The sequence below is a fragment of the Nonomuraea sp. NPDC049714 genome, assembly GCF_044465295.1.
Classification (GTDB): Bacteria; Actinomycetota; Actinomycetes; order Streptosporangiales; family Streptosporangiaceae; genus Nonomuraea.
The window spans coordinates 258,092-281,130 of record NZ_JBITLM010000004.1; the positions used below are offsets into that span (position 1 = coordinate 258,092).

Here is a 23,039-nt window from a genome sequence, read left to right on the forward strand (position 1 = left end):
TCACAACCTGATGTTCCAGTAGGTGACCCGGTCGGATCCGGACAGCCCCACCGACACTATGCCGCTGAAACTCGACGAGCCGTTCGAGGTCACCGCGTGGCCGACAGCGTTACCGGCTGTGGGGGTGAACATCGCGTACATGGGATCTCCTGCGTAGTACCCGTCAAAGATCGTGAAAGCTGTGCCGTCGACGTCCACCGAGCCGGGGATGACGGCGCTGTGACCAAAGGGAACCCCGGAGTCATTGGCGGGTTTGATGCGTCCGCTGAACCAGATCCGCCGGTCGCTGTAAGAGTTGCCGAGCCCGATGAACTGCCCCTCGTCGTACGAGTCGGCTGCGCTGTCCTCTCCCAGCCGTGTGAACCCGACACCTGTACCATGGCTGAGGTGCAGTTGAGCTGGCGATCCACCCGCCGTCGGGCCTTCGATCTTGAAAAAGGTCCAGTCGCTGTCGCTGTTGGCCAGCATGATGCGGGCGCTGGTGGCGATCGTCCCGATGGTGGACAGGAACCTGATCTCAGGGTCGGTGGTGCCGGACGGGTTGAAGATGATGCGGCGGCCGGAGAAGGCGCTGCTGAGCTGGCCGACGATGGTGACGTTGCCGGTGGATGAGGCGATGTCGACGGTCTGCTGGGATGAGCTGTTGTAGGCGCGGAAGCCGGAGTTGTCGAGTTCGACGCGCGCCCCCGTCGTGGCGCTGCGCAGGGTGAAGCTGCCGGTGTTGAGCAGGGAGACGAGTTCGGTTCCGCCGCTGTTGTAGCCGTGCAGGCCGGTCTGGTTGAGCTCCACCCGCTGCCCTGAGTTCGCCGTGCGAATGGAGGCGCCGAGCAGCCAGTTCGCGCTGACCGTGCCCGCCGTGACCTTGGTGACGGTCAGGTCGGAGATGTGCGCATCGTCGATCAGCACCGCCGTCGCCGTCACCGCCGCACTCGCAGCGCTCCGGTTGCCAGCCTCGTCCACGGCGATCACGCGCACCCATCGCGCGGTCGTCTCGGCCACGGGCACCGTGCCCACCGCTGGGATCTGCGCCGCGATCATGCCCGCGTGAGCGGACACCGCCCCCTTGAGGGTCGTCTCGTCCGCCGTGAAGGTGTTCGTCGCGCCGACGTGCACTTCCAGGTGGTGCAGGTCGAGCTCCAGATTCCACTCGCCACCGCTGGCCATGCCCAGCGTGTGCGTGATCTGGATCGCGATCAGCGACCCGGCCACCGTCGGCGGCGCCGGAGTGCTGGGCGCGATCGTGTCGGCGTTCGTCTGCTCCGTCTGCGTCGCCGACCAGGCGCCCTGGTTGTTGCTGGAGTCGACCGCGCGGATCCGGAAGTCGTAGTCCACCCCGGGCGACAGGTCGTTCACCATCGCCTGCAGGTCACCCCACGGGGCGTAGGCGGTCTGCCACTCGTCTACCGCAACCGGGGATACCCCGTAGCCGATCTCGTAATGGTCGCCGTCAAGGATCGTGGAGCCGTCCACGTTCAACGGCAGATCCCACTTGACCAGCATCTTCGCCCTGGTAGTGCCGTCAGCGGCCAGGTAGACACCCGACTCGAACGGCAGCGACCACGACACCACGCCGGGGATCGTCGAATCCGGGATCGGCCTGGGCCCCACCGGCTCCACACTGCCATCAGAGAGTGCCCTCAGCAGGTCGCCCACGGTCACCGTGGTTTCCCCGCCCTCCCACACCACATACGGCGTCAAATCCAGCCACGAGCCATCCTGGCCCCGGTAGGCGACCGTCATGCCACGACGGATTGGCCACGACGCGCCCACCATCCGCATGCGGATGGGATTGATCCGCTCGCCCCGGAACGTGATCTCGTTCTGCGTGTCCACGAGGCCAGCGGCGACGTTGTAAATCCACGCCCAGTCGCCGACCGCAAACGCCCCGCTGACGTCGTAATCGTCCGTCGTCAGTGTGAGCGCCGACCGAGGCGTGACGTACTTGGCGAGCTGGTACTCGGCCCTGGCCGCCGCGTTCCCCGGCGCGGTGGTCGACTCCGAGATCACCCTAGTTCGATGGATCGGCTGCCCGCGCAGGTCAAGGTACGGATTATCGGGGTTGTCCGCGCTCGCCGTCGCGATCGCATTCCCCTCGCCCTCGGCAAGCAGGACGACTCTGTCCGTCCAATCCTTGACGTCACTGGCCACGCCCATATCCCCGCGCAGCCCATGCAGCGAGAGATCATCGCCGTCCGTGTGTCGGTTCGGCCGGCGTCGCACGATCACCGTGTCCGGCGTCTCGTTGTACAACGACGTGGTCAGGCCAGCATCCAGCTCTCCCCGGCCGTTGACCCGCCACTCCGCGCCCATCGTGGTGCAGATGAAGTTGATCGCTTTGTGCCGCGACTGGTAGACGTGCCGGCCGGTGTACGTCCCGGCGACGCCGCTGTGCAGCGTGCCCTCGACGACCGCCGTGCCCGATCCGAGGATGGCTCGGATCGCGTTGGCGAACGTCTGCCCGGTGATCTGGATGGGCGTCTCGATCAGGTCGCCCTTGCCGTCGCTGTCGGCCAGCCACAGCGACATGCCCTGCCCGCTGACCACTTTGCGCAGGTGGTCGACGCTCTTGCCCATCACGACCCCGACGTACCGGGCCATGTCGAGCAGCTCGTCGCCGTACTCCGCCGGGTTCAGCTTGCCGGGCACGAAGGCGACGTGGCCGAAGTAGCCGATCTGGTCGAGGACCGTCTTCGGGGTCTCGTCGACCAGCTCGAAGCTCCAGCTTCCGAGCTCCATGAGCTTCTCGTTGACCGGCACCGCTACCTCCTCACCGCTGCGACAACCTCAGGGAGTGCCCCGATGTACTGATCCCGCAGGTTCGTCGCCTGGTCGCCCGACACCGAGCTGTCCCCGCCCGCGACCACGCCGAGCCAGAAGTCCATGGCAGTGTTCAAGGTGCGGGTCAGGCCGCCGTCGGCGTGCGGGTCGAAGTTGCGCGCCGACCCGGCGACGACCCGGTTGCCGTCGGCGTCGTTCGTCGAGCGCACCACGTACGAGGTCGAGTCGGTCAGCGTCTCCGCGCTGGCCAGGTACACCGACAAGGTGCCGCTGTCACCGCGCTGCAGGTAGCCCTCGATGATGCGGCTTCCGCGCCGGAGAGTGAGGTCGAGGTAGGCGCGGCCCACCGGCGACCGGCGCACAGCCAGGCGAATCGTGCACCGTTCGAGGTCGTTCTGCAGCACGCTGGCCGAGTCCCACGCGGTGATCTGGGTGCCGCCGATGTCCACCCACCAGGCTTTCGGCCTCCACGCCCCGCCCGTGAAGCTGGCCACCTCAATGCTGCCGCCGGACGACATCGGACGCACCCTGACGAGACCGTTGCCGAGTTCCCACTGGCTGGCGTCGAGCGGATGCGCCGCACCCACCCGCTCCACGCCGGAGTTCAACACGCGCACCCGGCCGCGGAGGTAGTCCTCCACCCGGCAGCCCCACCGCGGGCTGACATCGGCCGGCACACCGCGGTAGACGATGATGTCGCCATCCGTCGTCGCCCGGGTCAACGTCGATGGGATCGTGGCGCCGGTGAAGTAGGCGTAGTGGCCAATGCTCGGCGCGCTCCACCGCTCTCCCGTCAGGCTGAAGTCATTCAGCCGCGCCGCGCCGGGCAGCCGCGACTCCAGGTCGACGTCGGAGTCAGGGCCGTGCCGCTGGAGTGAGACTTTCCAGGCGATCTCGGTGATGCCCTGGCGTTTCCGGTCCCGCACTTCACCCGACGCCGAGCTGACGGTGTAGTAGCCGTTGCGCTCGCTCTTTTCCTCCCACAAGGCGGCAATGAGGCCGCCCTGCCCGCCGAGCACACCGTCGAAGCGGTCCCAAGTTTCCGCCCGGGTGAGGAGTGGGCACACCTCGACGCCCTCGATGTGCATGCTCCACCCCTGGTAGGCGCTCTCCGTGAAGCGCATCGTTTCCCGCAGGGTGAGCCGGCCGAGCTGCAGGTCAGCCATTGACGTACCCCTCCTGCTCCAACTCGATGATCGCCTCGCGCAGCCGCTCCACCATCCGCCGATACGAGACCGGATTCGTGGGGTCGAACACGCCCTGAAGGATGAGGTTCTCCACCTGAATCGACCGGCCCGCCGACGCGCCCGCCCCTGCCGCAACAGCCCCGAACGACCCCGCGAAACCGGGAGCCGACGTCGGCTCCACCATCGCCGACAGACCGGGCACCGTCAGCGACGGAGCCAGCGCATCCGCACCCGCCCGCATCACCTGATCCATGGCAGAGGTCAGCGCACCCTGCTCCGCCAGGACGCCGTCAGCCAGAGCCGAGATCATGGCGCGGCCCGAATGCAACGTCCACCCCTTGCCCGAGAACGGGCCCTCCTTGGCCGGCGAGAACGGGAACAAGTTACGAATGTGGTTCAAGATCTCCGACGCGGCGTTGTAGGTGGCCTGCCACATCGAGTACAAACCGTCGATCAAGCCCTGCATCATCGACTGGCCCGCCCCGTAGAGCAGCCCGCCCAGGTTGCCGAGCGCACCCGTGATCATGCCGGGGATGCCACGGATGAAGTTGACCGCGTCGTTGAACCGGTCGACGATCGCGTTCCGCACCTGGCCGAACCAGTCGCTCACCAGGCCAGGAATCTGGGAGAGCCGGTTGATGATGTCTCCGGCCTCGTCGACTTTCCGGCCGATCCATGACGTGATCGCGTTCCACACGTCGCCGACGACCCGCTCCATCTTGGCCCAGGCACCGTCCCAGGTGTCGCCGACCAGCGCCAACGCGTTCGAGATCTGGAATTTGATGATCTCCAGCGCGCCGGACAATACGCCTTTGATCACCTCCCAGATGCCGCCGAAGATGTCTTTCACGCCGTTCCAGGCGCGCTCCCAGTCGCCGGTGATCACGCCGAGGATGGTTTCGATCACGCCCTTGATGGCCTGCATGATGCCGTCGATGACCTGCAGGATCGCGCCGAACAAGCCGCCGATCAGATCGAGCAACGGACCACCAAAGGTGTCCCAAGCGATCTTGATAAATTCCCAGACGCCAGCGACGATGTCCCCGACCGTGGTGGCGATTGACCCGATCCGGTCGCCCCACTCCGTCCACTTCCCCTGGTTCTCGCTGACCCAGGTCGAGATGTCGGTGAACACGGCGCCGATCAGCTGCGAGACGGTCGTCCAGATCGTTTGAGCAGTCGCGTACAGTTCGGCGATCTTCACGCCCCACGCCTCGAACGTGGCGCGGTTGGCTTCGATCCAGCCGGCGAGCTCGGTGAACGCCGTGCTCAGGTGCCCCCACGCCGTCTGCACAGCAGGCACGAGAGTGTCAGTGACGAACGCGGCGAAGCGTGCGAGCGGGTGATCGTCGTTGAGCGGCGCCGTCGTGATCCAGGTCACAGCCTGCTGGATCCAGCCGACCAAGGTGGACAGAGCCGGAGCAACAGCCGTCGTGACCAGCACCGCCAAGCCCTGCAGAATCGGGACCAGAAGATCAGCCAGCGCCGGAAGTAGCGGAGCCAGGGCCGTCAGAAGAGCGGCGAACGCCTGCGCGATCTCCGTCAACGCGCCGGAATCCGCCAACGTCTGCACCGCCGCGCCCAGGGCTGTGAACACGGCAATCGCGCCAGGCCCGAGCTGGGCGATGGCCGGGCCAAGCGCGTTGACCGCCGTCGTCAGGATCGGGCCGATCAGCTCGGCCAGCTGAGCGACGATCGGGGCGAGCACACCGATGGCACCAGCGAGCGCGGTGATGACAGGCAGCAACGCGGAGCCGATGTCGTTGAGCGCCCTGAAAACGGCGACCAGCACCTCCTGGCCTTCAGCCGACTTCACCCACTTCGCGAACCCATCGACCAGGCTGCCGAGCACGCCGAGAACGTCGCCGCCCGCCTCCCTGGCGGCATCCATCAACCCGTCGAAGATGTCCCAAACGTCCTTAACCAGCGCGCCCAGCTGCTTGAGCACCCGGAGGGCGCCGTCCATCCACGCCAGCGCCTGACCGCTCTCGGCGATGCGCGACATCCACTGGCCGAACCTGACCAGCACGTCCTGCAGGCCGCCGGACATGCTGGCCAACCAGCCGGACCCGACCACACCGAGGTCGAGGAAGCCCTGCAACAGCGGCTCCAGCGCCGAGTGGATCGCACCGACGAGCGAGTGCGTATCCCGCAGCACGCCGTCGAGCTGGACGAGAGTGCCCTGCGCGGTGCCGAACTCGAAGAACGTGCGGACCAGCCCACCGAACTCGGACGCCAGGTCCTTGACGGCGGGCTTCAACCCGCCGATCGCCGACGCCCAGCCTGCCAACTCGCCCGCGATCTGCGACAGGAACGCGTCCTGCGCCGCCGCCTTGAAGTCCTTCAGCAGCGGGATGACCTGTTGAAACTCGCTGACGAACCGGACGCCGCCCTCCGACAGCTTGCCCATCGCCGCGGCGAGCGCCTCCGCGTTGCCCGACAGGGCGGCGCCCATCGCCTCGCCGAGCCCGCCCGTCGCCAGACGCCAAACTGAGAACGCCGCAGCACCCGTCAGCGCCACGCCCGGCAGCGCGGCCAGCAGCCCGCCCAGCGGCGCCAGCGCAGCCGACAAGGCCACCACGTAGCCGGCCGCCGACGCCGCCGCGGCGCCGACCGCAGCCACGCCACCCGCCAGCGCAGTCCACTTGCCGACCGTCGCCAGCAGCCCGCCAGCCGCAGAGGCGGCACCACCAAACCCGGCGGTGAGCCGGCCGAGCGACGGCAGCATCGCCTCCAGCGCACGCCGCCCCAGATCCCCCACCCGGGACAGAGCGCCTGCGAGCCCATCAGAGAAGCCGTCACCGAAGTCCCGGCCATGCCGCTGCCCGCGGCCACGCCCGCCGCCCTGGCCACGGTCGAAACCGTCGGAGAAGCCACGCCCGGCAGCCTCGCCGAGCGCTTCGGCCTCCGACACGAACCGGCCGCGCTCGTCCCGCCACCGGCCGTTCGCGTCACGCCAGAACCGGGAGGAGAAGGACTCCCCTGCCGCTTCGCCCGCGTCGCCGCCCACCTCACGGCCGGCCCGGACGAAGGTGTTGCCGTCCTCACCGAACCGGACGGCGCCCTCCTCCGCCAAGCCACGGCCGAACGCCTCCCCGGCCTCCTCGCCCGCCGCCTCACCGAGATCACGGGCGAGGGGGAAGTACTCCTGGACGCGGGTGAAGGTCAGAACCCCTTCGGTGGCCATGGCCTGGCCGAAGGCGCGTCCGGCCTCGCTGCCGGCGCCCGCGAACTGGCCACGTTCGTTGCGGAGCCGGGCGGACGCTTCGCGGGAGAACTGCTTGCCGAAGTCGTCGCCGAGCCCGGAGAAGCCTTTCTCGACGTCGTCCTTGAACCGGTCGGTCAACGCTCTGACGCGGACGAACGCCTCGGCGAGGGGGGTGGCAGCCATCGCACCCCCAGCCCGTCTCTTCGGTAGCTATGTGGCGAGCTGGGCGATGATTTGCATGCGCTCCTCGCGCTCCTGCGGGGTCATCGGCCTACGCGGCGGAGGCGGGGTAGGAGCCCCGTACAGGTCGTCGAACTGGACATGCACGTCCGGCTCGACCTTCTCCGCCGCCCCGGCCAGCGCCAGCAGCGCTTCGGTTTGCAGCGTCTGCTGCCGCCAGTCGATCCAGCAGGCATGCAGCACGTCGAGCAGATCAGGCAGGGGCAGGTCGCTCAGCCGTAGGAGACCAGCTGCGGGGTCTCCTCCACCGGCTGGGTCTCGACCGTGTGCTTGGAGAAGGAAACGACCGTCTGCGTAGCCGGGGCGGGTGGCGGCCCATCGGAGGAGTCCGAGGACCTGACGGTAGGGCGGCCGGTCTCCTCCTCCACAGCTCCGGCCACCATGTCGCCGAGGATCTCGACGAGGACGGCGCCGTCGGTGCCGTGTTTGCGGCAGTGCTCGCGGAAGGCCGCGTACTGGTCGCCGAGCAGGGACCGGTAGACGTCGGCGAGGAAGCCGACCGCTTCCGGGCTCTGGGAGTCGAGGCCCTGGGAGGCGAGGCGGGCGAACTCGGACACGTCCATCATGGACACGTTGCCCTGCGGGGTGAAGGTGACGCCGTCGAGGTCGAACGGCCGCAGGGCTGCGGTGGGCTGGTCGCCGCGGCGGGAGGTGTAGGAGCGCCTGGCCATGTCAGGCCCTCGCCGTCGTCATGATGGCCTTAAAGGCGGGGAGCTCGGCGGGCTTCTCCAGCCGGTAGTCACACGAAATGGTGGCCTTGGCCGCGCCCTTCGCCCTGCTCATCTCCATGGCGCCGATCTGGAGGCACTTGCGGTACACCCAGCGTTCGGTCGCGTCCTCGCTCTCCCAGCCGAGCATGGTGCGCACCTCTTCGCCGAGGGCGGGCGGCTCGAAGACGACGATGCCGGTGCCCGGGGTGATGGTGCCGCCGTTGAGCGCCCGCTTGAGATTGCTGGCGGTGATCTCCGCGAGGGCGAAGGACAGGCCCAGCTCGCGCGACGTGAGCGCGACGGCGACCGGGTCCAACTCTTCGGCGACCTCAACGTTCTCAGAGTCCACCGAGTAGTTGAACGTCGAGCCCTCGTCGGTGTAGCCGAGCGGAATCCACGCGGCGGAGACGGTCTCCCACGGGGTGGTGAGATCGGTCGGCTCGGTGGTGCCGAGCACGGCGATGTACAGCTTTCCAGGGCCCAGGGCTAGGTTGGCCGGGTTTCCACGAGCCATCAGACGTCACCTTCCTTGCTGGTGGCCTGGCCAGTGGCGGTCTCAGGCTCGGGGGTGGGGTTGGACGGAGGCGGTTCGTAGCCGTCCGGGAGGCGCACGCCGGCGTGCCAGCCGTACTCCTCGACGTGGTCGGGCGGCACGCGGTCGCCGACGTTGTGGGCCCGGTTGAACTGGCTGCCGCCGATGAACAGCGGCCGGGTGGCGATGTAGTACGGCGGCGCGGCGGGCGCTTGGGCGGCGGTGGTGGGCGACGTTTTGGCGTCGCGGCGGCCGGCCATCACGCGGCCTTGAAGGCGCCGACGGTGACCGTGTCCACGCCGGAGTAGGTGATGGACGCAGCCCCGTCCGCCGCCGCGAACAGCTTCGGAACGGGGATCTTCCACCGCTCGCCGGCCGGGACCGCGACCACGAGATCTTCCAGCTCCAGGCCGTACGTGGAGTACTGGGCGGCCAGCGTGACGGAGCACGGCGACGCGCCGCCGTTGTCAACCTCCAGGAACACGCCCGGCCCGGCAGGGCAGGTGTCGCCGCCGCTGGTCGCGGCAACGAGGGTGGATTCGGACCCGCCAGGTACGAGCACCTGCAGGGTTAGAGCCGCCATAAGAACCTCCAGGTCAGGACACGGCGGAAGGAGAAGAGAGGAGAAGGGCGGGGTCAAGCGAAGAAGAACGTCGCGTCCACCTGGTAGGCGTAGAGCTCCCCGCGCGCGCCGGCCCCGTCGTCGAGGAACTGCGGGCCCGTGATCGCGTCCACGACCAGGCACGTCGCGTCGCCCATCGGCGTCGGCGTGCCGGTGAGCGCGGACAGGGCGTTGGCGTACGCCACGGCGGCCGTCTCCGCAGCCTCGTCGGTGGCGGCGAACACCAGCCCGGCGACGCGGGCCTCATCGATCGGGGCCTCGGCAACGAGCGCGTCAGCGCCGTCGATGCGGGCGAGCACCAGATAGGCGCCCCGGGACGGGGATCGGATCTGGTCGCGGAACGCGCCCTGATCCAAGGGGTTGCCGGGGCCGGTGAGGGTCGGGTGGGCGTTGGCCCAGGCGAGGACTGCGGCGGTCGCCGCGACGCGGGCCATCTAGGCTCCGCGCAGGGTGGCGAGGGCGCGCCGCAGGTAGGCGTACGGCCGGGTGCCGGGGTGGTGGACGACGCGGGCGAACACGACCTTGCCGTCGACCATGAACCGCAGCCAGCCATCGGGGCGTTTCGGCCGGATGATGTGTGGCCGCGTGCCGACCTCCATGAACAGGCCGTACGGGGCGCCGTCTCTCGCTGTGCGCGCCGGGGAGGAGATGTCGGCGTACACGCCGATCAGGTCACGGCCGCGATCCCACCGGATCTTTGCCCGCATGTAGCCGGGCGGCCGGCCCGCATCGATGTCCCCGGCCGGGGACACGTTGGCGTACCGCTTGGATGTCCGTGTGACCTCGCGGGCGAGCTTGGCGATGTGCAGTCCGACCGGCCCGTTGTAGCTCTTGAGCACGCGGAACAGCTCCGCTTCGTTCCACACCCACAGCACGTCAGCCACAGCGCCTCCTCAGAGGTGGTAGTCGCCGTGCCACGGCGGATCCGGAAACGAGTAGACCGGCAGCAGCGCGCCCTCAGGGCCGCTCCCGGCGTCGTTGACGGCGTCGATCAGCCGCTGCAGCACGTCCTTCGCCCGCTGGTCCAGCTGCGCCCACCGGTCCGCGTCAGCGTTCCGGTTCGGGTAGCCCAGCTCGATGTCCGCCGCCGCACGCAGAGCAGCCGCCTCGCCGGCCAGCTCGCCGAGGAAGGCAGGCGTGGCCGGGATGTCACCGCCGACGGCGCCGAGCACCTCGGCCACGGCGGCCTTGATGTGCCGGAGCGCCTGCTCGTCGGTCGGCTCGGTCTGGCTGTTGAAGGTGCCCAGAAGCGCCGTGTCGCCGGCCTGAGCGGCGTCGCGGGTGCGGGTGGGGATGTGGTCGGCCACCTGCTCCAGGCTCGGCGTCCACGACGGATCGGCCACCGCGCACCTCCTCTATGTGGTTGTGGTGGTGGCCCGGCCGGCGGGTACTGGGGATCCGCGCTGGCCGGGCCACGATCTACTGGGGTTCGGCGTCCTTGACGTAGAGCTCCTTCAGCTCCTTGACCGTCATCGCCTCCAGCGCGGCCCGGTCGTCGCCCTGAGCCACCCCGTACGCGACGAGCTGCTCCTTGCTGGAGCGGGAGTTAACGGTGAGCGGCTGCTCGACGGGGGCGTCGCCGTCCTTCACCTGCTCGATAAGGTTCGAGTCGAGCAGGTGCTTGACCCGTGCCGCGGGCACCCCTTCGGGCAGGAGCGCGCCACGGTAGAAGGTGGTGAGCTGGGCGCCCTGCTCGGAGGAGACCGGGACGTTGACCACGCACGGCGCGGTCACCTTGTACTGCTTAGTCACGGCCCCTCCTTACGGGTTCGTTCCGGTGATCTTGATGGCGGCGCCCGGCTCCTGCACGACCGGCACCGTGATACGCCGGCCCCACATCTCCCACGAGTCCTTCGTCGCCAGACGCTCCGTCTGGATCTGCACCGCCATCTCCGACACGGTGTAGCCCGGGTCGACGTTCGCCTCGTCGGCCATGCCGCCGAGCTGCTTACTGTCGAGGATCCACACGTCATCCGACGGCAGCGACGACAGCGGCGCCTTGATGACGACCAGGCCGCCGAGCCGCTCGATGTCTCCGCCGTAGACCGGGTTGTCGGTCGCCTCCCTGCGTCGCAGGTTGGAGATTTTGTCGTCGGACGCCATGTAGGCGTACTTCGTCGACGACATGACGATCGTGTCGGGCATGTAGCCCATCTGCAGGTCGTCGATCTTCGCCGTGGCGAGTTCGATGTCCCGCAGGATCGTCGCCGTGGTCGCGATCCAGTCGTCGCCGGCGGCCTGCGTCTGCGTGACAGCGGACGCGACCGCCGACATGGTGATGCCGTCGATGTGCCGGATCACCGTGTTGATCACCTTGCGTAGAGCCCGGTCCACCGGCGCACCAGCGGGCACACTCCGCTTGATGGCCTCGTCGGTGATGCGGGTGGCCTGACCCCACTTCAGAACCGAGGCCAGCGCCGCAGCGCCGATCGGGGTGACGGCCTTCGGATACTCCGAGCCCGGCCCAACCGCCTCGGGGTCACGCTCGTTAAAGATCGGCTCAGAGACCTCGTACAGCACCGCGCCGCCGGAGGACCGGAAACGCTGGGTGAGGATCTGGTCGGAGATGAACCGCATGTCGGTGATGGTCTGCAGGCGGCGCCGAATCTGCGTCGGCGAGGCGAGCAGGCGGTGGATGGTGAGCAGGTCACCGGCCAGGCTCGGCGGAGCGTACGGGTTAACAGGCATCGTGGCTCCTTACCAGGCCATCCAGCGGACGAGCGCTGTGTCCGCTGCTGTGGTGAGCGCGACGCCGATGACGCCACGCGCGTTGTTGATGTCGCCCGCTGCGGCGCCGGCGGCGGCCGCGAGCGTGGCGACGGTGCCGGCCGCGCCGGTGGCGAGCTGGGCGCCCGCCGTGATGGCGCCAGCGGCGGTGGACTCGTGGACGGTGCCGCGGCAGAACACAGTGACACGGGCGCCGGAGGCGGCGTCACCAGAGGCGACGCCGATCCACGCCGCGCTACCCGCGGGCGCCGGGGAGACGGTGCCGTTGCCGGACACGTGCAGCAGCTGCCCGCCAATGACGGCGGCGCTGGTGGTGAACGTGGCAGTCTCAGCCGGGGTGTAGATAGGCAGGTAGTCAGCCATGGCTTAGGCGCTCCGTCCAGGCGTGGTGAAGAGACGGTCGACCTCGGCGTCGAAGCCGTTGTCGGTGGGCTCGCCGCCGGGCTGGCCGACGTCGGCGAGAGGCACGAGCCCCTCGGCGAGGGAATCGAGCAGCTGTCGGGTGCCCTCCGGGTCGGCGTCCCACGCTGCGGCGTAGTGGTCGCGCCGGGCGGGCGGGAACTTGCCGACGCGGATGGCGTCGTTGAGCGCCTGGTCGCGGGCCTCGGTCCGCTGCAGGGCGCGAGCCTCGACGCCCTGGGCGGCGCTGGCGCGCAACTCGGCGAGGGTGGCCTCGTCGATCAGCTGCATCCCGTCCGGGATGCGGGCCGCGACCGGCTCCGGCCCCGGGGCGGGCCCCGCAGTGGATGGCTCGGCACGCTCGGCCAGAGCCTGGTCGACCGCGTCGAGCAGGGCGTCGTCGTCGAGCTCGGCGTCATCAGCGATGCCGAGCCGCTCACGCAGCCCCTCGGTCAGAGTGGACATGGTGTCCCCCTCCTGGGTTTCTTGGGGCCCCGCGGCCGGCTCGGCCGGGGGAGTCTGTGAAGCCGCGGCCATGACCGCGACAGGGGCGGGCGCATGCTCGCGGCCGGCGTACCGGAACACGGACAGATCCCACGAGTTGCTGACGGCGGCGTCAGTGTTGCCGTCGGCGGGGCAGGCGGTGTGCTGCCCGACCCGATCGGCCAGGCCTGCCTCGACCGTCTCCTCGGCGGAGAACCACGTCTCGGCGGCCATGCGCTCACGCCACTCGTCGACGGTGCCGCCGACGCGGTCGGCGTAGACGGCGGCGATGTCGTCAGCGTGCTTGCTGAGCCGGGCTGCCATGTCGGCCATGTCGGAGGCGTTGCCGATGCACATCGCCCACGGGTTGTGGATCATCATTTGAGAGTGCGGCTGCATGATGATCTCGTCGCCAGCGAGCGCGATGACGGAGGCGATGCTGGCGGCGATGCCGTCGACGTAGACGGTGACATGCGCCGGGTGGCTCCTGAGCAGGTTGTAGATGGCGATGCCGTCGTACACCTCGCCGCCCGGGCTGTTGACCCGGAGCGTGATCTGGTTGGCGGTGACGTCGCGCAGTTCGCGGATGAAGTCCTGGGCGGACACTCCGAACCAGCCGATCTCGTCGTAGATGACGACCTCGGCCTCGTTGTCGGCCAGGTTGCGGATGCGGTACCAGTCGGCGGCGCCGATGCGCGCCTGGGGGCGTGCGGTCTTGAGCCTCACCGGCGTCTCCTAGTCGTTGAAGAGGGCGAATACGGTGCCGCGGCAGCGGATGCCGCCCTCGCACAGCACGTAGCTGCCGTTGCCGTAGGCGGCGCGGGCAGCGTCGAGGTCGTCGAAGGTGTGGCCGTCGATGTCGCGGCACGGCCCGCATGTTGCGGCGTCGAGCACCTCGGAGGCGATGTACTGGTCGGCGGCGGGTGCGGCGTCGAGCACCGCGAACCGGCCGGACGCCTGCGCCTGGGAGAGCGCGGCACCGAGCTGGTCGCGCAAAAACCTGTCGGACAGGCCAGCCAGGAACGCCACCACCGCGGCGGCCACCACCGCGGCAGCAGCGCCGGGCACGGCCAGGCGGAGCGCTTCCCGAGCGGCTGCCCCTGCGAGCCACGCGGCGAGCAGGACGGCGATCGCTGCGGCGATCGCGCCCAGCGCCTCCTCATCCACGGCGGGCGCTTCGACGGTGACGCCCTGCGATTCGGCCTCGGCCGCCATCTGCTCGGACGCCGTCCCCGCCATCGCTACCATCGCGGCGGCGATGAGCGCCGCGGCTGCCGCGCTGTCCAGACTCATGGCGGCCAGGGCTGCGAGGTCGCCGTCTTCGAGGGCCTGCTCGACCTGCTCACCCAGCTCGGCCCGCCAGGCCTCGGCGATCGGCTGCCAGTCGGCGAGCAGCTGGTCGAGCTGCTCCTGCCACGCCTGCTGGATGGCTGCCGGGTCCATACCGGACGTGCTCTCGTCGAGGGTGAGCTGGCGCCGTGTGGCGCCCTCCTCAGCGGCGGCGCGGGGCCGGCGTGCACGCGGGGTGCGGGGGCGGCGACGGGCCTGCGGTGCGGGCGTGGGCTCCGGGTCGGGGCGCGGGGCCGGCGGCGTCGGGAGCGCGGTCTGTGAGCGCTCGGGGAGCTTCCACGACGCCCGGACGTACGCCTCAAGCTCGGGGTCAGGCGTGATCGCCCCGCAGGTGATGAGCTGGTCGAGCGCCTCGGCGGTGACCTCGTGCCGGTCGCCGACGTCCGGTGCCACGACCTTCGGTGCGGGCTCGTCTTCGCCCCAGTTGTAGTCGACGAGCTGGGTGACGATACCGGGGATGCCAGGCTGGCCTGAGGTGGCGGCGTCGGCGATCTCGTCGGCGACGGCCTGCAGCGACAGGAGGAACAGGTCGAGGAAGCTGGCGCCCAGCGCGCGGGATCCGTTGCTGGTGTCGCCGAGGTCCATCAGCCCGGCCAGGCAGGACCTGCTCATCTGCTGGTCGAGGTAGTGGATGAACGCCATCGCGTCGGGCACCGAGCCGGTCATGCCGGTGATCGCCAACTTGAACCCGTCCGGCATGCCGACGCCGGACTGGTCACCGACGCGCATCGCCGATGCGAGCCGCTGCGCTTCTGCTACCTGTCCCGGGGTCGCGCCGACGGGCGCGGTGACCGATGGGACGCCCATGCCGAAACGCCTGATCGACGTGGCGTGGACTCTCCACACCTCGTGCTTGAGCAGCCACGGGCCATAGCTCGCGCGGAGGATGGAGCGTCCGGCCCAGTTGGCGCCCTCCCGCTCGTGCACGTACCACGCCAACCTTTCGGCGGGGATCGGGCTTGAGACGGGGGCGATGTCCTGCTGGATCGACTGGATGGTGCCGTCGCGGTGCAGGTTGATCGCGCCGATGGTGTGCGGCAGCCGTTCGCCGAGGTTGACGAGCCGGGCCTGCCCGTTGACGATCTCGTAGCGGCGCTCGAACGGCGCGAACCCGTAGGTCAGGGAGCCGAGCGCGAGTCGGACGTGGTCGGCCCAGCGCACACCGCGCCTGCGCGCCGGGCCGGGCTCTGCGTCGGCGCCCAGGATGGGTAGGCCGAGATCGTCGGCGACGAGCTGCACGACTTCGTCACGGCAGCCGGCCGGGTCGATGGCCCACGTCGCCCTGCGGATGGGCAGCGTGTAGGCGGCGAGGACGGCGGTGAGCTGCGGGTCGTGCCGCATCCTGGAGTACGTCTGGACCGAGTTGGGCCAGATGAGGTCGGGGATGAGCTCCAGCCAGTCGCCGAGCCACAAGCCGTAGTGCTGGTCGAGGTGTCCGATGTCTCGGGTCGGGGCGCTAGCCATGACGGTGTTCACCCCGCTCAATAGTTGAGGTTCATCAGGTCGAGGCCATTGCTGCCGCCGGTCGCCGCCGCGTACGCCTGCCCGATCACGTCATCCAACGGCGGCGCCGCGCGACGGGCGTGCGCCTGGTCAGCGGACTCCATCGGCAGCCAGTGCGCACTGACGACCCGGGCCGCGTACGAGAGCGTGTCCACCTGGTCGTCATGCGCGGCGCTGGGGAACGACGCGAGCTCGTCGCACCACTCGTCCAGCCACTCCACCCCGGCCGGGAACCACACCCTGTGCTGCTTCACCCGGTTCGTCGCCGGGAGCGCCCGCGTCAGCTTGTCCGTGTCCGCGTCCAGCGGCTGCACCGGGATCCCCGACTGCGTCGCGTCGATCACCAGCGTGGTGCCGATGAAGCCGCGCTCCACGAACACACTGTCGACCGACCACCGCTCGCGCAGCGGACGCACCAGGTCCCAGTGGCCGGCCTCTTCAACGCGGGCGCGGGCCCGGTCGAGGAGGATCAGGTCGCCGTCCAAGCTGATGGCCCACACGGCGGCCACCGTGAAGTCGGCCGAGGTGCGCTTCGACGCGGCGAGGTCGACGGTCATGAACCGCCAGCAGTCGTCCAGCATCACCGCACGGCCGCCGAGGTCCATCCGGCGGCCACCCATGACGCCGTGCCGCCCCAGATCGGCGGGCATCTCCCGCCAGTACCGGAAGTCAGCCCGCTTGAATAGATTGCCCTCGGCCGCAGTCGGCGCCTGCTGGTAGATGCTGTTCCACACGTACGCCGACCGGGTCTTCTCCAGTTTCCGGAAGTAGCCCGGTTTGCGCTTTTGAACGGAGGCGAGCTCCTCGCCCGGTCGGCGGCCGAGCGGGTCTCGGGGGCCTGCGATGGCGGGCACGCGGACGATCCGCCAGTCGCCCGGCTCGCGGATCTCCATCCGGCCGGCAAGGTCGTCTTCGTGCCAGCGGGTCATCATCAGCACCACGCGTGCCCGCGACGAGAGGCGGGTGGATCCGTTGGACTCCCACCAGTCCCAGGCCGCGTTCCGGTACGTGGCCGACTCAGCCTCGGCCCGGCCCTCGACCGGGTCGTCCACGATGAGCACGTCGACGGGCTCACCGGTGATGCCGCCCGCGATGCCGACGCACACGAGCTGTCCGCCCTCCTCGGTCTCCCACCGGCCGGCCGCGCGGGAGTCCTGGCGGAGGGTGATGTCGAGTTCGGGGTGGGTGAGGATGTCGCGGCGGATCTGCCGGCCCCACCGTTCGGCCTTGTTCGCCGCGTAGCTGACGATGGCGATGCGCAGCGTGGGGTCGTGGGAGAGCAGCCAGGCCGGGGTGCGGCGGCTGATCTTCTGGCTCTTGCCCTCCTGAGGGGGGCAGAACACCATGAGCCGGTCATGCTGGTCGCCGTCGAACAGCTCGACGATCTCGCGGTCGATCAGGTCGAGCATCGCTGTCTGCCGGTGGCTGCCCGGGTCGAGCGCGGCCGCCATCGCCCCTGGGCTGGCCCACTTACGGGGCTTCACCTGAAAGTGCCGAGCGGCGGCCTCCCAGGGCGACAGCGTCGCGGTCACGGCGTGCCCACCGTCAACGTCCCTGACCGGCGGACCGGCCGCTGCAGGCCAGCATCCAGCCGGGTCCACACCGCGTACTCGCCGGCGTCGAGCGGGATGTCGCTGCCAGCCCCGATCAGCAGGACGGCGTCCCGACCATCCCAGGAGGCGGCGTGGTAGTCGGAGTCGGCCGGCTCGCCCGCGTCGTCGAGGACGATCGCGATTTCGACGGGGTAGACGATGGCGTCCGCGTTGTGCGGGACACGCAACTCCTCCTTAGAGGAGACAGGCATGTAGGCCACTACTCCCCCTTCAGGCGCGGCGGACCGGCAGACCAGGTCAGCGACGGTGTTCCGGCAGAGCCGGTCAGGCTCGGACTCCCGGCGGGCCAGCTGAAATGCGGCGGGCCGGGACGGTTGAAAACGTCGGGCAGGTCAACAGCGGCCGATGTTCCGGCCAGCGCGCCGACGAGGGCGGGCAGGCGTGCGTCGAGCGGGCCGACGGGCAGGATGGGGCCGCCCTGCAGTAGGGCTGTGAGCGGCGGCAGCGGGGCGGTGAGCGGCCCGCGCGTGGTGAGCGCCCCGCCGACGGCGGTGGCGAGCGCTGGCAGGCCGGCCTCGACGGTGCCCGCGATGCGGGCGGCGCCCTCCATCTGGCCGGACAGCGCGGGGAGGAGGACGGTGAGCGCGCCGTCGCCGTGGGTTTCCGCTTCAAGGACGGCGGTCAGCGGCGGCAGGGTGGCGGCCAGCTTGGCTTCGGCGGTCACCTGCCCGGCAGCGGCGGCAGTGAGCGACGGAAGATCAGCGGCGAACGCGGCATCGCTGGCAGCTGCGGCTGCCACGTCTGCGGTGAGGGCGGGCAGCGGTCCGGTGAGGCTGCCGGTGATGGCGGCCTGTCCGGCGAGGCTGCTGTCGAGGGCTGGTAGGACTGCGGCGAGCAGGGTGTCGCCGGTGTCGATCGTCCCGGCGAGCGTGCTGGTGAGGGTGGGCAGTGCGGCGTCAATGCTGGCGTCGGCTTGAGCCTGGCCGGTGATGGTCGAGGCGAGCGGCGGCAGTGCAACAGTGACTTGGCCGTCGGTGCCGGCTTCTCCGGCCAGGCCGCCGGTGAGCGCGGGGAGGGTCGTGTCAAGCTGGGCGGTTGCGGTGGCGTGCCCGGCAGCGGCCGCGCCGAGCGTGGGCAGCGCCGCGGTGAGAACCGCGTCGGCGGTGAGGGTGCCGGCCAGGCTGGCGGTGAGGGCTGGCAGCGTCAGGTCGGTGACGGCGGACGGAGTGTCGGCGACCGTACCCTCGACGGTGGCGGTGAGTGCGGGCAGGGTGGCGGGCAGCTCGGCGTCGGCGGCGGCAGTGCCGGTGAGGGCGGCGGTGAGGGCGGGAAGCTCTGCGGCCAGGACGGCGGGCGAGGCGAGGTTACCCGCGGCGCTGGCATCGAGGGACCGCAGGAGCGCGGCGAGAACTGCGGCGGCCTGGGCCGTACCGGTGGCTGACGCCTGGAGTGCGGGAAGCTCGGCTGCGCTGCTGCCGACGACGGTTGCGAGGGCTGACGCCGTTGCGTCGAGCGCTGGGAGGCCGGCGGCGGCCGCGCCTTCGACGGTGACGCTCGCGGCGGCGCTGCCGGTGAGGGAAGGCAGGGGGGCGGTGAGGCTACCGGTGACGGGCAGGGCGCTGGGCGGGATCCACAGGTGCCGGCGGCGCGAATTCCAGGAGATGGGCGGGCCGTCCTCGACGGTCGCGCCGGTTCCGCCGGTCAGGGTTCGGGCGTTGCCGCTGTAGTCGGTCGTCTCGGGGCTGAGCAGCGGATACCAGGCGGCCAGCCCGTTGGTGCGGACGGGCGCGTACGCCTGCGACTCCGCTTCCATCTCGGCCTGGGTGAGCGTGGCGCCGGTCCAGAATTTGACGGCGGCGACGCAGCCGTTGAGCCACTCGCCCGCGAAGCTGTTCGCGCCGATGCGGAAGTTGGCTCCGTTGGTGCTCGGGGAGCCGCCGGTCCAGGTGCCAGCCGTGAAGGTGGGGCTGGCGGCGGAGCGGTAGATGCGTGTGCCAGCCGCGCCGTTGACGGAGATTCCGAAGAAGTACCAGGTGTTGAGCGTCAACGCGACGCTGGTCGAGCGCGGCCCGGCGTCGTCGCCCTGCCACATGCTCGTGCCGTTGCTGTCGGTCGTGAGCTGCCAGAAATCCGACGAGCCGTTGTCCAGGCCCCACACGGCCACCGAGGTGTTGCGATCCGTGGACAGCTTGAGCCAGCAGCACACCGTGAACGCGGTGACCGTGCCGAGCGCCGCGGCCCGCGTGTAGGCCTGGCCGTCGGCGGAGAAGCGGACCGCCATGCCACGCCTCCGATCAGGTGTCGGAGTAGGACAGGATCGCCCGGTGCAGCCAGGCGTCCCCGGCGAGGGTGTCGGCGGCGTTCCCACCCACCCGGGCGATCCGCAGCCACATCTCGTCGTTGGCGGCCAACCCGTCGAGGTTGGAGATCGTGATGGTGGCGCGCATCAGCCGGTGTGCGGTGGTTCCCAGGTGGGTGTCATCGACGGTGGAGGCGGTCGCGTACGCCTTCGTCTCCGGGTCTTGTGAGTCCGATTCCGGGGTGATGGCGGCGATGGCTGCCTCCCACCGCACCACGCCGGACGTGGCCGTGGCTGCACCCCACACGATGTCGAGGGTGAGGCTGCCCGACCCGTAGGAGAAGGCGGTCAGCTCCCAGTAGGCGGTCTCCGTCGACGCCGCGTCGTAGGCCAGCCACGACACCGGGCCGTTGGTGCCGTTGTTCTTGAGCAGCTGCGGAAACGCGGCCGACCCGTACTTTGCTTCGTCCGGGTGCAGCTCGCGCGGGACCGTCGCCATCAGTCCTCCTCGGCCGGTAGCCGGTTCGCGCGCCGCATCAGGATGAAGGCGAGGATCTCCAGCTTCATCGCGACACCGAGCTCGGCCCGCGCGGGCTGCGGCATCGCCGCGTTCAGCGAGGCGACGTTGGCGTCAAGCCAGTCGTCCATCGCCGCCACCGCTGCGGCCAGGTCCGGCTTGGTGACGGCAGGCAGCTGGGCGCTGTTGGTGCGCATCCAATGGTTGAGCACCCGCGCCCGATTTAGGGCGGTGAGAGCCATCAGGCTGCGGGCATCGTGATCGAGCCGGAGGTGATCTCGACGCTGACCCCGACCGAGATCGTTACGGTGTTCAGGGTGAGGTCCCCACCGCCGCCGGTCGCGGTGACGGAGCCGTCGAGCACGCCCAGGCCGGTCGCGGCCGCCTCGGTCGAGTCACAAATCCTGAACCATCCAGCGTCGCCGGCGGCCAGGCCGTCGTCGGTGAGGGCGGGGGTGACATCCAGGGTGGCGGATCCGCTGGATGCGGCGGCGAACGCCGGGTCGGACAGCGTGAATTCGGCCAGCAGCGTGCCGGATGGCGCGGTGGCGGGGGTGGCGGGCTGGGTGCCGGTGTAGATGCGGAGCACGGGCGCGCCGGTCCCGCCGCTGAACACGCCTACGACGGCGTCGGCTGCCGCGTTGCGCGCGGCGGTGTTGATCCGGATGGCCATCTCGGCTCCCTTTCAGGTGATGTGGATGCTGCCGGACGGCAGGACAGGGACCTCCGGCGTGGAGGTGATCTTGACGTAGACGTAGTACGTGCCCTGGTCGAGCGGCAGCAGGGTGCCGGGGCCGATCAGCACGGCCGCGCTCGTCCCGATCCACGTGCCGACCTTCCAGTCGTCCGTGACGGGGATCTGGCCGTCGGCGACGATCGCCAGCGCAACGTCCAGCTCGGTGAGGTCAACCCCGGTGGGGCCGGTGATGGCGACCTTGACATATTCGACGCTGATGGCGGGGATCTGTGCGACGGCCACCGTACCTCCCCTCAGGTCGTGGGCTGTCGGGCCTGCCAGCCTCGGTACGGCGTGCCTGCGGTCCAGGCGGCGGCGAGGGGGCGGGATGTCCAGCCCCGGTACGGCGCGCCTGCGGTGACGTCGAGGTTGTTGTGCGGGATCTCGGCCTCGCCGGCCAGGCTGCCGGTGAGCGCCGGGAGTACGGCTGGCGCGGCGCCGTGGACGGCGAGCTCACCGTCGACTCTGCCGGTGAGGGCGGGTAGTTGGGCGGTGAGGAACCCGCCGGTGAGCAGCCCGTCGAGCTGGCCGGTGAGGGCGGGCAGGCGGGCGTCGACCAGGCCGGGCGCACCCACCTCGCCGGCCAAGCCAGCGGCGAGCGCGGGCAGTACGGCGGGCGCCTGGCCCTCGACGGTGGCGGTGGCGTCCAGAGCGGCGGTCAGCGACGGGAGGACGGCGGACTGCTGGCCGGCCACCACTACGGCGCCGGACGCCGAGCCAGTGAGAGCAGGCAGCGTGGCTGCAACCTCGCCCAGGGCGGCTCCCGTGAACCGGATGATGCGGCGCCGTCCGACGCTCCAGCGGATCGGCGGCCCGTCCTCAGCCGTGGTGCCGGTGCCGCCCGACAACGTTCGCCCGTTGCCGCTGTAGTCAGTCGCCTCGCCACGCAGGAACGGATACCAGGCGGCCAGGCCGCCCGTCCGCTGCGGCAGGTATTGCCACGCCTCGGCCTCAAGCTCGGCCTGAGTCAGCGTGACGCCGACCCACAGTTTGAACGCGGCGACGCACCCGTTCAGAAACTGGGTGTCGAAAACGCCGTCGCCGATTTCGAGGGTGGCCAGGTTCTGCGATGGCGATCCGCTGGCCCAGGCGAACGAGGACGGGGTCGACGCGGTCGCCGCCTGCATGACTGCGGTCGCGTCCGCGCCGTTCATGGAGAAGCCCACGTACTGCCAGGTGTTCACGCCTGCACTGGCGAGGGTGTGGTTGCCGAGGTCGTCGGCGATCTGCAGAGTGGTGCCGTTGACGGTGGTGGCGAGCCGGATGTAGTCGCCGCCGCCGTTGTCGACGCACCAGACGGTCGAGATGTTGTTCCGGTCGACGCTGATCTTCACCCAGCAGGCGACGGCGAACTGGGTGACCACGCCGAGGGACAGGGCGCGCGTGTATTCCTCGGTGTCGGCGTCGAAGCGGACAGCCACGCCAGCCCCCTACGTGTCGCTGTAGGAGAGGCGCACGCTGGTGACGATCGCGTCGCCGGTCAGGTCATCGGCTGCGTTCCCAGGCAGCCGGGTCAGGCTCAGCCACGCCTCGTCGCCCGCAGCGATGCTGTCGAGGTTGGTGATGACGATCGTGGTGACCATCAGCTTCTGAGCGTCGGTCGAACCAAGGTCGGTCGTGCCGGTCTGCGAGGTGGCGAACGCCTTGGTCTCCACATTCTGCGTATCGACGGACGGCGTGATCGCGGCCAGGGCCACCTGCCAGGCGACGCCGTGCGCGGCGGTGACGGAGGTGTCGGCGTACCAGACGACGTCGCAGGTGATGTTGCCGCCGGTGTACCCGGCTGGGCTGAACTTCCAGAACGCGATCTCGGTGGTTTCGGAGTAGGCGAGGCCGGTGACGACGAACGCGGTGCCGGAGTTCTTGACGTACCGGGGGAACGCGTTCGATTTGAATGCGGCTTCCTCGGGGGTGAGGTACTGCTCGGCGGTCATCAGGCGGCGTCCTGCCAGCGGGTGCGGAGGCTGGCGCGCAGCTGGTCACGCTCGTCGGCGGTGAGCGGGATGGGCTCGCCGCGCCGCATGCACCCGTCGATGGTGGCCAGGTCGTTGTAGTCGTAGAACACTTTGCGGTCTACGGTGCCGAGCTGTCGGGCCTGGTAGCGGCGCGCCCACTGCCTGATGGTGACCGGCTGGCGGCGGAGTTGGGCGGCGGCGGTTTGGGCTGTGACGGGGTCGATGGTTCACCCCCGGAAA

At 70.0% G+C, this 23,039-nt stretch carries 26 protein-coding genes; all 26 read right to left on the reverse strand.

The features are described from left to right. The 26 genes from ACIBQX_RS18705 to ACIBQX_RS18830 all read right to left on the reverse strand — a co-directional run bounded on the left by ACIBQX_RS18705 (nucleotide 1) and on the right by ACIBQX_RS18830 (nucleotide 22,909). A complete protein-coding gene (locus ACIBQX_RS18705; protein ID WP_397005990.1) occupies nucleotides 1-2,757 on the reverse strand; it encodes a hypothetical protein in 2,757 nt (918 codons plus the stop codon). 2 nt (nucleotides 2,758-2,759) lie between these two features. Then, a complete protein-coding gene (locus ACIBQX_RS18710) occupies nucleotides 2,760-3,944 on the reverse strand; it encodes a hypothetical protein (RefSeq protein WP_397005992.1) in 1,185 nt (394 codons plus the stop codon). After that, a complete protein-coding gene (locus tag ACIBQX_RS18715; protein WP_397005994.1) occupies nucleotides 3,937-7,356 on the reverse strand; it encodes a hypothetical protein in 3,420 nt (1,139 codons plus the stop codon). Before ACIBQX_RS18715 ends, ACIBQX_RS18710 begins: the two co-directional genes overlap by 8 nt. Nucleotides 7,357-7,383: 27 nt before the next feature. Further along, nucleotides 7,384-7,596: a hypothetical protein gene (locus ACIBQX_RS18720; protein ID WP_397005996.1), complete on the reverse strand. Its 213-nt coding sequence runs from the start codon at nucleotides 7,594-7,596 to the stop codon at nucleotides 7,384-7,386. Between the two features lie 29 nt (nucleotides 7,597-7,625). Then, entirely contained in the window at nucleotides 7,626-8,084 is a 459-nt protein-coding gene (locus ACIBQX_RS18725; protein ID WP_397005998.1) for a hypothetical protein, read from the reverse strand. Nucleotide 8,085: 1 nt separating this feature from the next. After that, complete coding sequence (locus ACIBQX_RS18730; protein WP_397006000.1) at nucleotides 8,086-8,637, reverse strand: hypothetical protein; 552 nt, start codon at nucleotides 8,635-8,637, stop codon at nucleotides 8,086-8,088. Beyond that, complete coding sequence (locus ACIBQX_RS18735; RefSeq protein ID WP_397006002.1) at nucleotides 8,637-8,915, reverse strand: hypothetical protein; 279 nt, start codon at nucleotides 8,913-8,915, stop codon at nucleotides 8,637-8,639. Before ACIBQX_RS18735 ends, ACIBQX_RS18730 begins: the two co-directional genes overlap by 1 nt. Beyond that, nucleotides 8,915-9,238, reverse strand: coding sequence for a hypothetical protein (locus ACIBQX_RS18740; RefSeq protein WP_397006004.1), 324 nt, complete (start codon nucleotides 9,236-9,238; stop codon nucleotides 8,915-8,917). The genes ACIBQX_RS18735 and ACIBQX_RS18740 overlap by 1 nt, the downstream gene beginning before the upstream one ends. Before the next feature lie 53 nt (nucleotides 9,239-9,291). Next, nucleotides 9,292-9,711 (reverse strand): hypothetical protein, encoded by a 420-nt coding sequence (locus ACIBQX_RS18745; RefSeq protein ID WP_397006006.1) that lies wholly within the window; start codon nucleotides 9,709-9,711, stop codon nucleotides 9,292-9,294. Next, nucleotides 9,712-10,161, reverse strand: a complete 450-nt coding sequence (locus tag ACIBQX_RS18750; protein WP_397006008.1) for a hypothetical protein — start codon at nucleotides 10,159-10,161, stop codon at nucleotides 9,712-9,714. Between the two features lie 9 nt (nucleotides 10,162-10,170). Then, nucleotides 10,171-10,620: a hypothetical protein gene (locus tag ACIBQX_RS18755; protein WP_397006010.1), complete on the reverse strand. Its 450-nt coding sequence runs from the start codon at nucleotides 10,618-10,620 to the stop codon at nucleotides 10,171-10,173. 76 nt (nucleotides 10,621-10,696) lie between these two features. Next, nucleotides 10,697-11,029, reverse strand: a complete 333-nt coding sequence (locus ACIBQX_RS18760) for a hypothetical protein (RefSeq protein WP_397006012.1) — start codon at nucleotides 11,027-11,029, stop codon at nucleotides 10,697-10,699. 9 nt (nucleotides 11,030-11,038) lie between these two features. Then, nucleotides 11,039-11,965 carry a hypothetical protein gene (locus tag ACIBQX_RS18765; protein ID WP_397006014.1) on the reverse strand — a complete coding sequence of 309 codons (927 nt, stop codon included), beginning with the start codon at nucleotides 11,963-11,965 and terminating at the stop codon, nucleotides 11,039-11,041. A 9-nt stretch (nucleotides 11,966-11,974) separates the two neighbouring features. After that, nucleotides 11,975-12,367: a capsid cement protein gene (locus ACIBQX_RS18770; RefSeq protein WP_397006016.1), complete on the reverse strand. Its 393-nt coding sequence runs from the start codon at nucleotides 12,365-12,367 to the stop codon at nucleotides 11,975-11,977. A gap of 3 nt (nucleotides 12,368-12,370) precedes the next feature. Next, nucleotides 12,371-13,612, reverse strand: a complete 1,242-nt coding sequence (locus ACIBQX_RS18775; RefSeq protein WP_397006018.1) for a head maturation protease, ClpP-related — start codon at nucleotides 13,610-13,612, stop codon at nucleotides 12,371-12,373. A 9-nt stretch (nucleotides 13,613-13,621) separates the two neighbouring features. Then, the gene (locus ACIBQX_RS18780; RefSeq protein WP_397006020.1) at nucleotides 13,622-15,700 is read right to left on the reverse strand and encodes a hypothetical protein; all 2,079 of its coding nucleotides are present in this window, start codon (nucleotides 15,698-15,700) and stop codon (nucleotides 13,622-13,624) included. 17 nt (nucleotides 15,701-15,717) lie between these two features. Then, nucleotides 15,718-17,271, reverse strand: coding sequence for a phage terminase large subunit (gene terL, locus ACIBQX_RS18785; protein WP_397006022.1), 1,554 nt, complete (start codon nucleotides 17,269-17,271; stop codon nucleotides 15,718-15,720). Beyond that, entirely contained in the window at nucleotides 17,268-17,543 is a 276-nt protein-coding gene (locus ACIBQX_RS18790) for a hypothetical protein (protein WP_397006024.1), read from the reverse strand. Before ACIBQX_RS18790 ends, terL begins: the two co-directional genes overlap by 4 nt. 8 nt (nucleotides 17,544-17,551) lie before the next feature. Beyond that, a complete protein-coding gene (locus ACIBQX_RS18795; RefSeq protein ID WP_397006026.1) occupies nucleotides 17,552-19,573 on the reverse strand; it encodes a LamG-like jellyroll fold domain-containing protein in 2,022 nt (673 codons plus the stop codon). A 13-nt stretch (nucleotides 19,574-19,586) separates the two neighbouring features. After that, entirely contained in the window at nucleotides 19,587-20,090 is a 504-nt protein-coding gene (locus ACIBQX_RS18800; protein ID WP_397006028.1) for a hypothetical protein, read from the reverse strand. Then, nucleotides 20,090-20,350 carry a hypothetical protein gene (locus ACIBQX_RS18805; protein ID WP_397006030.1) on the reverse strand — a complete coding sequence of 87 codons (261 nt, stop codon included), beginning with the start codon at nucleotides 20,348-20,350 and terminating at the stop codon, nucleotides 20,090-20,092. The genes ACIBQX_RS18800 and ACIBQX_RS18805 overlap by 1 nt, the downstream gene beginning before the upstream one ends. Beyond that, nucleotides 20,350-20,781 carry a hypothetical protein gene (locus ACIBQX_RS18810; RefSeq protein WP_397006032.1) on the reverse strand — a complete coding sequence of 144 codons (432 nt, stop codon included), beginning with the start codon at nucleotides 20,779-20,781 and terminating at the stop codon, nucleotides 20,350-20,352. The genes ACIBQX_RS18805 and ACIBQX_RS18810 overlap by 1 nt, the downstream gene beginning before the upstream one ends. 12 nt (nucleotides 20,782-20,793) lie before the next feature. After that, a complete protein-coding gene (locus ACIBQX_RS18815) occupies nucleotides 20,794-21,087 on the reverse strand; it encodes a hypothetical protein (RefSeq protein WP_397006034.1) in 294 nt (97 codons plus the stop codon). An 11-nt stretch (nucleotides 21,088-21,098) separates the two neighbouring features. Then, complete coding sequence (locus tag ACIBQX_RS18820; RefSeq protein ID WP_397006036.1) at nucleotides 21,099-22,265, reverse strand: hypothetical protein; 1,167 nt, start codon at nucleotides 22,263-22,265, stop codon at nucleotides 21,099-21,101. Between the two features lie 9 nt (nucleotides 22,266-22,274). Then, nucleotides 22,275-22,778, reverse strand: a complete 504-nt coding sequence (locus ACIBQX_RS18825; protein WP_397006038.1) for a hypothetical protein — start codon at nucleotides 22,776-22,778, stop codon at nucleotides 22,275-22,277. Further along, nucleotides 22,778-22,909 carry a hypothetical protein gene (locus ACIBQX_RS18830; RefSeq protein ID WP_397006040.1) on the reverse strand — a complete coding sequence of 44 codons (132 nt, stop codon included), beginning with the start codon at nucleotides 22,907-22,909 and terminating at the stop codon, nucleotides 22,778-22,780. Before ACIBQX_RS18830 ends, ACIBQX_RS18825 begins: the two co-directional genes overlap by 1 nt. Nucleotides 22,910-23,039 lie beyond the last annotated feature (130 nt).